This window comes from Tropicimonas marinistellae (assembly GCF_001509585.1).
In the GTDB taxonomy this organism is placed as follows: Bacteria; Pseudomonadota; Alphaproteobacteria; order Rhodobacterales; family Rhodobacteraceae; genus Tropicimonas; species Tropicimonas marinistellae.
Map to the genome: position 1 here is coordinate 336,512 of NZ_LNCI01000005.1, position 11,950 is coordinate 348,461.

The following is an 11,950-nucleotide window of genomic DNA, read 5'->3' on the forward strand; positions in this document are numbered from 1 at the left end:
GGAGACGCGGGCAATGCAAAAAGCTCAGCGGATGAAGGAAGATCTCAAGCTTCTGGCGCTCAGAGCGGGCGAGATCGTGGCGCCACGCAAGATTCATCGCGTTCTTTCAGGACATTACAATGGGTTTCTCGGCCGCGCACTGGTCAGCGGTGCGCGTGTCAGGGCACGCCAGCGCGAGGATATGACGGCACTGGAACAGGGACATGTCGCGTTCTGGAGCGGCTGGGCGGGCGATACGTTTCATCGCGAATCCATCGATCTTCGCGAGCAATTGTTCCGGGAGCATCACGCCAACTTCGTGGACAGCTTCGCGGAATTCGTCAATGCCCGCCCCGCGCATTCCCGGCTGGTCGAGGTTGGCTGCGGCAATGGCACGGTCTTGCGGTATTGTTCCGAGAAGATGCCCGCACTCGGATCCATCATCGGGCTCGACCTCAACGCAACCGCGGTCGAACGCGCCGCACAGGCGCCAACGCTCGATCCCCGCACAGCCCTCCACGTGGCCGAAGCGGTGGAGTGGCTCACCGAGCACCCTGCGAAGGGAACAGCACTTCTGACCTACGGCGGCGTGTTCGAGTACTTCTTGCCAGAGAAACTTCAGGCGCTCTTTTCGACGCTCGCCGCCAATGGACCAGCGACCGTCGCACTCGTGGAGCCGGTGGCCACGGACGTGCCGTTTCGGGACGTGCCGGGATCGCGGGTCTTCGGAAAGGAAGATTCCTTTTCCCACAACTATCCCCAGTACCTGGAAGCGGCCGGTTTCGAGGTGATCTCCTGCGAGGAAATCTATCACGAAGACATCGATGCGCTGCTTGTCCTCGTTCTGGCGCATTGCCCCGCCCCGCGGAACGCCGTCTAGGTCGCGCGTGGGAGCCGTCAGGAAAGAGGAAGCTCTGGGTAGGTTTCCTTCGCACAGGATAGCCAGGTGAAGGTCTCCGCGTGCCGCCGGGCTTCCTCTGCGGCGCGTGCACGCATCGTTGCATCCCGCGCATAGGCCGCCGCCGCGACCGCACCGGCCTCGATATCACCCGGAGCGACAACTACGCCACTATTGCCAAGGGCCTCGGGAATACCTCCTGTTGCGGTCGAGATCGATGGGCAACCGCCCGCAGCGGCCTCAATCAAGACCAGCCCGAACCCCTCGCGCCGACCGGGTTGGTCGGATGCCATGAGAAGGTGACAGACGCTGCGGCGGTAGAGACGCTTCACGTCATCGCTTCCGAGCCGGCCTGTCATGACAAGGCGAATGCCGAACTCGGCCGCCGTTCGGCGGACATCGTCAGCGTATGATGGCACCTCCAGGTGCCCTGCAACGACGAACACAGGATCGACGAGACCATGCCCTTCGCGCGCGCGCGCCAGCATGCGCACGGCGTCCACCTGCCCCTTCCGCGGCTCCACCCGTCCGACGGCGCAGAACACCGGCGCATCCCCCAGCGACGCAAGCTCCGCGTGCTCGAACGCCCCCGCCGGATCGACAAACCATTGGGAGTCAACGCCCAGATACCCGACGGACGTCCGGCCGGTGTAGGCGGTGGCATCCGTGAAGGTATCCAGCGTCGATTGAGAGTTTGCGACAATCATTTCCGCACCCGCATAGGCGCGTTTTGCCAGTGACAGCGCGGGAGACTTGCCCGTCAGCTTGCTGACTTCGCTGCCATGTATCCCGATCCGATAAGGGCGCCGATGCATGGGTGACAGCGAATAGACCAGCAGCGCACTTCGAATATCCGCACAATGAACGATCGTGTTGGGGGGCGCCGACCGGAGCAAGGACGTAATTCGCGGGATGTGGCGTGGCAAGATCCGATGATGACCGAACAACCGATGGGTATCCGGGTCATCCTTGCGCGCGACGGGAATGTCGTAGGCAGGGGCGATGACGATTGTTCGGAGACCGCTGTTCCGCACAACATCCGCGAGTTCACTGGAATAGGTGGCAATCCCACCAGGAAATGGCGCGTACTCACAAGAAAGGAGCAGCACACCAGGACAATCGCTAACCACTGAAACAACCTCGTACGAATCCTGCCCGCGTAGCATATCGCTGTGAACATCGTTTTGCACGCGGTAGCTTCTATCCGGTTTGCAACTGCGTTCGGATATATCTGAACCGCCACAGGAAACCGGCAGTTTCGAGGTTATTGACGCGATTAACCCCTCGGCATGTTGGAGATGGACAAAACAAGGTTGCTACGAAATTCCACGCTTTGTGGACAATGGCGGAAATGGATTGAATTTGGACTCCAGACGTTGACATTGAATTGGATTGCCACGGCAAAGCGCGCAAAAACCTCTCCCATGGCAAAACGTTCGACGCTATAGTAAGCCGTGTCGTGAATTGCACCGGTTGGGCACCCGAGGCGGGACGCGCGTAGGTAATTGTTCGTGAGTTGCGACCTCCCAGAGGTTGATCGTGTAAAGGTACAGGAGAGAAATCGCGCCATGGCCCTGATCCGCAAGGCCGACGTTGATGTCGTTTTGACCTGTTTCAACGAGGGTCCGTACATCGAGGCGGCCGTGCAATCCGTACTGGCGCAAAGCTGCGCAGAGCGAATTGCCTCCATCACGATCAACGACGACGGCTCGGCACCGGACACTCTGAATGTCCTGCGCGGCCTGCCCGATATGGATCCGCGTGTCCGCGTGTTGTTCGGCACAGGCGGAGCCGGAATCTCCCGCCAACGCAATATTGCAATCCAACAAGGTCACGCCACCTACGTGGCGGTTCTGGACGGCGACGATATCTGGGCGAGTGACAAGCTCGCGCGGCAGTTGGAGATCGTGGACCGCGACGCGCAGGTCGGACTGGTCTACAGCGATTATTATGTCTTTCCCGGCCAGGATCTCACGCGGCGCCGGAATGCCGGAATCCTCGATATCTCCGGCGCGAAGAATCTGGCGCGGGCGTACTTCGTCGAAAGCCCGACGATCATCCCGTCCACCACGCTCATGCGGAGGACCACCCTTGATGCGGTCGGCTTGTTCGATGAACGCGTCGAGGTGTTCGAAGACACGGACCACATCTTCCGCATGGCCCGCGGTTGCCGGTTCGGATTTGTCGGAGAACCACTGACCTACAAGCGCGTTCATCCGGCAAGCATTACCGAAAGCCGCGCGGATCTGATGGCACACCACGCCTTTGTCAGCATGAAGGCCGCCACGCTGGAGCCGGATCTTCAACGACATGTGCCGCGGCGGCTTTCCGAACGCGCCCGCAAACTCGGCAACCGGGCCTTTATCGACGGGTCCCGCGACCTTGCACTGAGCCACCTTGCCTTGGCTGTACGGTTCGCGCCGCTGAACCTGCGCGCGCTCTCGTCACTCTTCGTCGTTGCCATGGCGCCGGGGCTCGGTCGGCGATACCTGAGCACCTTCCGGCGGGACAAGCTCGACGCGTTCGGCGTTTCAGACGGGAGGGGGTCGACGCGTCTTCCCCATGTTGCCCGCAACCGAACCGATATCGGCGGCATCGGGCGAGACACCATGGGGCCGGTCGACCGCAGTATCTAGGTCATTGGCTGGTTCTTGGGGACAGGATAATCCGCCAGGAACTTCGCCGCATTGTCACGGCATTCCTTCCAGTGCTTTAGCACCGCCTTGTGCTGAAGCCGGACAGGCACCGTGAAATCCTGCAACTTCTGTGCCTGGATGCGCCGGTAATAGACCTCCGCCCGGATCCCGCCGAGATAGACGTCGCCGCGATGCTCGTTGAACCCGTCGTCGTCGATGCCGGTGATATTCAGCGTGGCAAAGGGGTAGCCGCCGGGGCTCTGCGTTTCGCTGAGCTGGAGGCGGCGGTTTGTGCCGGTGTCGATGATCGAGCCGCCATTCGACAAGCCGGCGACATCGGTGACGGTGATCTGGTTCGCGCGGGCGCAGAACTCGTTATGCGCATCCATGAATTCCTTTTGCAGATCATCGATGACGCTTTCCAGATAGGGGATAAAGAGCTGATCCATCTTGTCATGGATCAGCTGAACGTAGTGGCTCTGCTGCTCGATTTCGTCCTTGGGCAGCAACGCCTCCACCGCCGGGGGCAAGGTGGGGGCCGGGCCGCGCGTTGCCTTGTCGGCCTGCATCCACTTTCGATACGCCGCCACATGGGATTGGTTGGCCTTGTCCCGCATCGCCTGCGCGTAGTCATGCGCCCGAACGATCCGCGAATACTCCCACATCACGTTGATCTTGCAGAACAAGGCATAGGCGGTACCGGCATAGATGAAGAGCGCCAGCGAATCGTACTTGATGCTCGGATGCGTCTTGCAGAATGTGGCGGCCTGCAGGATCGGCGAGGTCCCGGTGATCGGCGCCCGCAGATCGGCGTTCATGTCGTTGACCCAATCGGTTTCCGCCGTCTTCGACATATCGCCGACGAAGGCCGGCCCCTTTCCGGCGGCCGCATCGTTCCAGTGCTGCGCAAGGTTGTCGCTGAAGAGCGTGTCGATCACGTCGAAGTGGTTGCTCAGGTCGTCGTGCAGGCTGTTGTCGCGCATGCCGGCGAGAATATCGTTCTTGACCTGGGTGAGCTGGTTCGCCGTCACATTCATGTCGCCCGGCGACATGCTGCTGTCCCCGGTGTAAAATATGTCGAAGATCGCCTGGGCGACGGAAATGCCGGCGGCCAGGAACGGGCCCGCCCCCGGAACGGTGAAGGACGCCATCTGGGCAGCGCTCATGATGGAATCGCCGATTGCCTTTGGGGATGAAAGCACGGTGGAGGCTCCGGAGTGAGGTCAGGCGGGCTTCGGCCCGATGAAAAAGGTGAAGACGCCAACGGGGCCGTCTTCGCCCGGATTGACAATGTCCAACCCGCCATTGTTCGCGAAGGCTTGGGTGGCGCTGGACAGGATGGAGATGCCATTCTTCGAGGCCGTCGCGATAGTCTTGCTGTCGTCAACCGTGGCATCGTGGAAACCCTGGAGCGAGCCATAGGGCTGCATATCCATGGTGACGGCGTGATAGAGGCCACCGCCGCCTTCTGTGATACAGGCGGCGATGGCCATGGTGGTCGAGACGCGGCTATCCGCGGTGGTGAAGGATATCCCCGCCTCGGTGCCCCGGAACATGCCGTCCTTGCCGGTCTGGAACACGCCGATGCCGAAGCTGTCCACATCACTGATCGTGCTGTTTGTGGGGTCGTCTGGGGTGTCAGGGATCATCGATTCCGTCTGGCCCGGGATCATGTTGGAGACCCGCGTGACCGGCGTATCCGGCGCCTTGACCGGGATATCCACGATGCCCGGTTGCAGGTACTGCCAGCCGTGGCCCTCATAGAATTCGCTCATCGTGATCGGCCGGTCGAGGAAGTTCGCCACGATGAAATAGGCCTTGTGATAGCCGTCGCGGTGCATTTCCACGCCGGCCGTCTCCATGAGCATGTCGATGCTGTAGGAGATCCCCTTGCCGCCCGCTACGAGACCGGTGCCGGAGACGGCCTGATAGAGCTTTTTGGCGTATGGCTCGATGGGAAGGAGGGTGACCGGATAGTCCGCGATACTCATGGTCTATCCCTGCCCCCCGCCGGCCTGGCGCATCGCCTGAAGCGTGATGAACTGATCCTTGAGCAGCCGCAGGATCAGCAGCAATTGCACATCGCGCTCCACGAGCGGTTCCAGCCCCTTTTCGCCAGCGAGGTGCTTCTTCACGGCGGCCTCGGCAACGCTCAGCAATTGTGCCGAGGTCCCGTCCGTCCAGGCATCGAGCGCGTCAGTGTAGTCGTTGCCGCGCAGACGCAGGCCGAGATCGCTCGGCGTCTTCTGCTCGCCCCGTACCTGCTTGCGCCCGGCGCCGGAAATCATTGCATCCGTTGCAACTTCCAACTGGTAGGTCAGCCCGTACACGACTTCGAGCGACAGGTTGGTATCAATCAATTCCCGCTTGTAGTCGGCCCAGAAGGTCGCGTCGTCCTTGGCCGCCATGACCTTGATTGCGTCGGCAATCTCTCCGATGTGCTTGTTGGCGATGATCATCGCGGGGGCGGACCGGTTGCCGTCCACGTCCTCGACCCAGTAGACGATCGGCGTGGGAGAGCCGGTGAACAGGTCGTTTCCCTTGGTGATCGGCGTGAAGGTGATCGTCTTGGCGGACGTATCGACAGACCAGCTCCCTTCGCGCTTCACATCGAGGGAGGTAACGCCGTCCGGCTTGCCATCGCCGACCGGAGCCCGGTCGCTGATGCGCAGCGTTGACCAGTCGATGGTCTTGCTACCCTTCGTGACCCAACGATCCATCTTGAAGGTGATCGGGTCGATATGCGGTTTGTTGCCCGTGGGATCGACGTAGTACTGCTTGTCCACGGCATCTTGCGCGGTTGGCGGCACGGGCACAACGGGCATTGGCATGCTCTTGTATCCCGCCGTCAGCACACCCGGGTTGGAGACCCGGCCGACGACGTCTTTCACCTGGTACCGCACGGGCATCGGGTTTTCCGACACTCCGGCATCTGGCGTGAAGGTGATAACGCCCGTGGTGGCGTCGACGCTCCAGGTTCCCTTGCCCTCGATCACGAGCTTCTTCTGATCCGCCGTTGCGCCCACAAGAACGACACTGGTGAAATCCACGTCGTCCAATCCCTTGGTGACGTTGGTCGGAACATCGAACGTCAGCACCGATCCGGCTGTCTGATCGGTCAGGCTGATATTGCCGGCAACGGGGGCCTCCATTTCGCTTACCGGCGTCGGCGCCGGCTTGTCTGCCATTGCCGTGAAGGCAACGGTCACTTTGGCAATGTTCGATTTGCGCCCCTCGGTGTCCGCCACCTGGTAGGAGACCGGGCTCGGGTTGGTGGCAAGCGCCGGATTGGCTTGTGGCGTGAAGGTGATCGCGCCGCTGGTCGCATCGACAGACCATGTGCCTTCCCCTGCCACGTCCAGCTTCGTTTGGGAGTTCCCCGCGCCGTCGACGAGCTTGACCGACGTGAAATCGATCGGGGCGTCGCCCTCCGCTACATGCTCGGTAATGTCGATCGTCACCGGTTTTCCCGGTGTCTGGTCGGGGACGTTGATATCCTTGGCGACAGGGCTTTCCGCGCCAATAACACCGAACCAGCGCCCCTTGAAAATCCCTACCAGGAAAACCACCACCAGCATCAGGGCAAGCGATGTGATTGCCACCCCCCAGAAGCACTTGGAGCGAAGAATGGATTCCTTGGCGTCGGCCTCGTTGTAAGGCGGATTGTTCGTGTCGGACGGTTCCTTTGATGCGTCCCCATCGCCCCTTTTGGCGTCGGCGGCCATGTCCCGCAGCGGTACCGCATTGTCCAATCCACCGACCCCTGCGGGATTGGCCGCGTCTATGCCCTCCGCGATGTCGTCATCCGACGAGGAATCATAGGCGCCGTCTTCGCTGTATTGCATTCCGTCGCCGCCGTACTCCAACGGCGCGCCCGGCGCGATGTAGTCCGGATCCATCGGCGATGTCGCGGAATCGTACCCGGGATTGTTGCCGGCAACCCGTTCCGCCGCCGCCGCGCGCGCCGCTTCCACCGACATGTAGGCAGGGGCGGAGTTTATGTCGATCCCGGCCTGCGGTCCGGTTGTGGACCCTGCCGCCTGACCGTTGGCGACCGCCTGCCAGACCGTGTTGTTTCGCTGATTGGCGTCGAGGCTCTGCCCGGCTTCGCCTGTCGGATGCGGCTCCGGACCGCTGTGTCCGCCGCCGCCTCCACCGCCTGGTTCCCCGCCATGTTCGTTCCCGTGGTCACCACCAGGCGTATCAGACATCTATTCCCATCCCGAAATTCAGTGTCGCAATACGCGGAAGACTTGCACGGGGCATCCATTCCAACAACGCATTTGTTACCGGAGTACGGAAAGGCACCGTATGGATTTGACTTAACGTAAGATTTTCCCTGTGGAGAGCAGCGGAAAACCCGGCACACCCACCGTGCGACCGCACGATTTTTGGGCCGGCCTCACCCGGTTTGCGCGCAAATCAATCGGTCAGCGAATGCGCGCCCGGCCGTCATCGCCGCGCCGATTCCGCGCACATGATCGGGCCGCCAAAACCACACGCGGCCCGATATTCCAGAACCTTCGGCAGAAGCGGTCTCTGCCGCCTCCTTCAGGTCAGTTTTCCGCTTCGGTCACATTGCCTTTCACGGCAACGAAGCTGTCCGGCGTTACCGAAATCGAGTCGATGCCGGCGGCCACCAGCAACCGGGCGAACCCCGGATCGTTGCTGGGTGCCTGCCCGCAGAGGCCGATCTTCGCGCCCGCTGCGCGCGCTTTCTCGATCACCGTCTCGATCATCCACAGCACGGCCGGGTCCCGCTCCTGGAAGAGGTAGGCAAGCCCCGCGCTGTCCCGGTCGATTCCGAGGGTCAACTGGGTGAGATCGTTCGAGCCAATCGAGAAACCGTCGAAGCGTTCGGCAAATGCCTCGGCGACGATGACGTTCGACGGGATTTCGCACATCACATAGACCTCAAGGCCATTCTCGCCGCGCACCAGGCCATTCTCGGCCATCACCTCCAGCACCCGGTCGGCCTCCTCCGGCGAACGGCAGAAGGGGATCATCACGACGATATTGTCAAAACCCATCTCCTCGCGCAGCCGCTTGATGGCCCGGCATTCCAGCGCGAACCCCTCCCGGTAGGCCTCCGAATAGTAGCGCGATGCGCCGCGGAACCCGATCATCGGGTTTTCCTCGGCCGGTTCAAACTGGCGCCCGCCCAAGAGTGCCGCGTATTCATTGGTCTTGAAGTCGCTCATCCGTACGATGCACGGGGCGGGATACCAGGGAGCGGCGATACAGGAGAGCCCCATCGCGAGCTTTTCGACGAAGAAGTCCTCCCGGTCGTCGTACCCAAGTGTCAACGTGTCGATGGCTGCCTTGTCCTCTTCGGACGTCAGTTGGTCGTAGCGCGTGAGCGCCAGCGGATGCACCCTGATCTCGTTGTTGATCACGAATTCCATCCGCGCCAAGCCGACGCCGTCCGCGGGCAACCTCCACCAGCGCATCGCCGCCCCCGGGTTGGCCAGGTTCAGCATCACGTTGGTGCGGGTCTTTGGCACCGCGCCGAGTTTGGTCTCCTCGACCTCGACCTCGGCTTTCCCCGCATAGACCACACCGCGATCGCCTTCGGCGCAATTGACCGTCACCATCTGACCGTCATGCAGCACATGCGTCGCCTCGCCGGTGCCGACGATGGCCGGCAACCCAAGTTCGCGGCTCACGATTGCCGCATGCGACGTTCGCCCACCGTGATCCGTGATGATCGCAGAGGCCTTCTTCATGATCGGAACCCAGTCCGGGTCTGTGATCGATGTCACCAGAATCGAGCCGTCGACGAATCTGCCGATATCGTCGGCACTCTCGATCAGGCAGACCTCGCCGGAAGCGACGGACATGCCCACACTGAGCCCCTCCAGCAGCTTCTCGCCCGCGCTGGTCATTCGGAATGACTTCAGCGTTTCGGTTTCGGCGCGCGACTGCACCGTCTCGGGGCGCGCCTGGACGATATAGAGCTTGCCGGTGTTACCGTCGCGGGCCCACTCCATGTCCATCGGCTGTCCGTAGTGATCCTCGATCGTACAGGCCGTGCGGGCCAGTTCCAGGATCTCCGCGTCCGAAAGCACGAAATGCGCGCGCTCGCGCAGCGATGTGTTCACGTTGCGTGTCTTGGCACCGCCCGTTGCGCCGTAGATCATCTTGATCTTCTTCGCGCCGAGCGCCTTCTTGAGGATCGGGGTCACGCCACTCCGGTCGAGGAAGGGCTTGTAGACGAGGTACTCGTCCGGATCGACGGCACCCTGCACGACGTTCTCGCCGAGACCCCACGCGGCATTGATCAGCACGACCTTGTCAAACCCCGACTCTGTGTCGAGGCTGAACATCACCCCGGACCCACCGATGTCGGACCGCACCATGAGTTGTACGCCGATGGAGAGGGACACGCCCATGTGGTCGAACCCCTTGATCGTGCGATAGGAAATCGCGCGATCCGTGAACAGGGACGCATAGCATAGCCGGCAGGCCCTGAGCAGGTCCTCCTCTCCGCGGATATTCAGGAAGGTCTCCTGTTGACCCGCGAAACTGGCGTCCGGCAGGTCTTCGGCGGTCGCGCTGGAGCGCACGGCCACGGACGGCAGATCGATGCCCGCCCTTTCACCGAGCGCACGGTAGGCGGCAAGGATATCCGCGGCAATGTCGGCCGGCCATTCGCCCGCCCGTACCTCGGCCCGGATTCGGTTCCCTGCTTCCTGAAGCGTGATCCGTTCTCGACTGAGATCGCTCAGGCATTCCGAGATCATGTCTCGCAGCCCGTTCGCCTCGATGTAGCGCTGGTAGGCGTCCGATGTGGTGGCGAACCCGGGCGGCACGCTTATTCCCTTTTCGCCCAGCGAACGGACCATTTCACCCAGAGAGGCGTTCTTGCCCCCGACCCGCGCGACATCTCCGCGCCCGAGGTCTTCGAACCAGACCAGATTTTCGCAGATCGCACGCATGGTTCCTCCTCCTCGACCAGACGCTTTTCTCGGTCGCATTCTACCGCATGCCTGTCGGCGGCGCGTTGATCGGCATCATTTCCCGAATGCCACTTGCTGCAATGGCATCAGCGGCGGCCTGTACTTCGCTGCAAGAGTGGCGGGGTAACCGCTCCGTCTCGTTCACCCTGTCGGTGTACGAGCGGAAAAGTCTGCATTTTCTGTTGGATCGCCCGATTTCCTGATATGCTCCCCCGTAGCGTTCACGTTGCAACGATTTCGGAGGATGGAATGAGGATCGTGCGTAATTCCCTGGTGGCCCTGGTCTTGAGTTCGGTCGCCGCAGGTGCAGGGCAGATTTCACCGGACCATCCCGACGGGATCGTTTGCCCGCTTCAGGCCACGGAAACACGCCCCGAGGGGCTGACAGCCTTCTATCTCGCCGTCGTGTTGAGCGATGGCCGCGTGCTGTATCAGACCATGGGCAGCCAGGTGCTCTCACTTACGTTCGGAGCCGACGGTGTACCGCTGGAAAGCTCCGACATCGCCTGCGACGGGAAAACCCTGTCAGAACTGGAGGCGGCGGGGATGACCTTCGGGAACTGACCGCGATCCGGCGATCTTGCCAGCAATCCTGAGTTTTCAACCGGCGCGCGCGTCACTGCACGCCGGCACCGTAGAGTTCCACGAGCTGCGACCGTTGCGCCTTGAAACGGGCCGCGAGGTGGGGAAGCCAATGCTTGACCAGCTCGTAGCCCAGTGCCGGGTTGTCGTCACAGCACGCGCGCAGGCAGGCCGAATCGAGACTGACGCAACTCACTTCGCTCATCGCCCGCGCGTCGTACATCGAGCGATACGGCGGGATCAGCCAACCCCACCCGAGAATATCGCCGCTGTGGACAGTCTCCACGATCATCGGGGCCAGATGCGCGGCCGAGATCTCGATGGCAACCTCACCCCGCCGCAGAATGTACACATGGTCGGCAGGATCGCCCACACGCTGCACGATCTCCCCCGCACCGAAGTGCCGTGAACTTGCACTTCCCGCAAGGGACTCGCGCGCCTCACACCGGAAGCGGCCAAGAACCGGATGATCCGCCAAAAGTTTGGGAATGCTGTACTGCGCCATTATCTACCCCTCCTTGGCAGTGTAGGTCGTCCGCGTCGTGGATTGGGTTTCCTTCGGAGCGCTGGATGCCGACGTCGCTTCCAGCCGCGTTCCGACCAACGAAATGTACGAAGACTTGCCGCCAATGCCCGGTTGCGGAATGCCAATACAACACCCGCTGCGCCCGCCCCGGCCATGCAGCATTCGCTCTCATCGTCGCCTCCAGCGCGGTCCTTGTCCCGGAAATCCGGTTAGGGGTGCGCCGGTTTTCTCCCTCGTCGGAATGAACCCTCTCTTGGACGATACCGATTTTTCCAGAACCGGTTCAACCTTGCGTTGACGTGGATCACACACTGCATCGATCACACCAGGAAATCGGGCACGATGGCGGCCCTGTCCGGCTCCGGCGTCG

Annotated in this window: 9 protein-coding genes; 3 read left to right on the forward strand and 6 right to left on the reverse strand. The window is 61.9% G+C overall.

Annotated elements, in window-relative coordinates:
• Positions 1-13 precede the first annotated feature (13 nt).
• Complete coding sequence (locus tag ARC39_RS12690; protein ID WP_068114967.1) at positions 14-859, forward strand: class I SAM-dependent methyltransferase; 846 nt, start codon at positions 14-16, stop codon at positions 857-859.
• A 17-nt stretch (positions 860-876) separates the two neighbouring features.
• On the opposite strand, the gene ARC39_RS12695 is transcribed toward ARC39_RS12690, so the two are convergent.
• Positions 877-2,067, reverse strand: a complete 1,191-nt coding sequence (locus ARC39_RS12695; protein WP_078059236.1) for a glycosyltransferase family 4 protein — start codon at positions 2,065-2,067, stop codon at positions 877-879.
• Positions 2,068-2,445: 378 nt separating this feature from the next.
• Here ARC39_RS12695 and ARC39_RS12700 point away from each other — a divergent pair, with 378 nt between their 5' ends.
• The gene (locus ARC39_RS12700) at positions 2,446-3,513 is read left to right on the forward strand and encodes a glycosyltransferase family 2 protein (RefSeq protein ID WP_068114972.1); all 1,068 of its coding nucleotides are present in this window, start codon (positions 2,446-2,448) and stop codon (positions 3,511-3,513) included.
• On the opposite strand, the gene ARC39_RS12705 is transcribed toward ARC39_RS12700, so the two are convergent.
• From ARC39_RS12705 to ppsA, 4 genes are all read right to left on the reverse strand, one after another.
• Positions 3,510-4,679, reverse strand: coding sequence for a hypothetical protein (locus ARC39_RS12705; protein ID WP_149866411.1), 1,170 nt, complete (start codon positions 4,677-4,679; stop codon positions 3,510-3,512). The genes ARC39_RS12700 and ARC39_RS12705 overlap by 4 nt on opposite strands.
• Before the next feature lie 57 nt (positions 4,680-4,736).
• A complete protein-coding gene (locus ARC39_RS12710) occupies positions 4,737-5,504 on the reverse strand; it encodes a hypothetical protein (protein WP_068114976.1) in 768 nt (255 codons plus the stop codon).
• A gap of 3 nt (positions 5,505-5,507) precedes the next feature.
• Positions 5,508-7,724 (reverse strand): hypothetical protein, encoded by a 2,217-nt coding sequence (locus ARC39_RS12715; protein WP_068114978.1) that lies wholly within the window; start codon positions 7,722-7,724, stop codon positions 5,508-5,510.
• Between the two features lie 345 nt (positions 7,725-8,069).
• The gene (gene ppsA / locus ARC39_RS12720; protein WP_068114980.1) at positions 8,070-10,451 is read right to left on the reverse strand and encodes a phosphoenolpyruvate synthase; all 2,382 of its coding nucleotides are present in this window, start codon (positions 10,449-10,451) and stop codon (positions 8,070-8,072) included.
• A 270-nt stretch (positions 10,452-10,721) separates the two neighbouring features.
• Here ppsA and ARC39_RS12725 point away from each other — a divergent pair, with 270 nt between their 5' ends.
• Complete coding sequence (locus tag ARC39_RS12725; RefSeq protein ID WP_068114981.1) at positions 10,722-11,036, forward strand: hypothetical protein; 315 nt, start codon at positions 10,722-10,724, stop codon at positions 11,034-11,036.
• A gap of 52 nt (positions 11,037-11,088) precedes the next feature.
• Here the strand turns inward: ARC39_RS12725 and ARC39_RS12730 are convergent, their stop codons facing one another.
• The gene (locus tag ARC39_RS12730) at positions 11,089-11,559 is read right to left on the reverse strand and encodes a cyclic nucleotide-binding domain-containing protein (protein WP_068114983.1); all 471 of its coding nucleotides are present in this window, start codon (positions 11,557-11,559) and stop codon (positions 11,089-11,091) included.
• Positions 11,560-11,950: the final 391 nt, after the last annotated feature.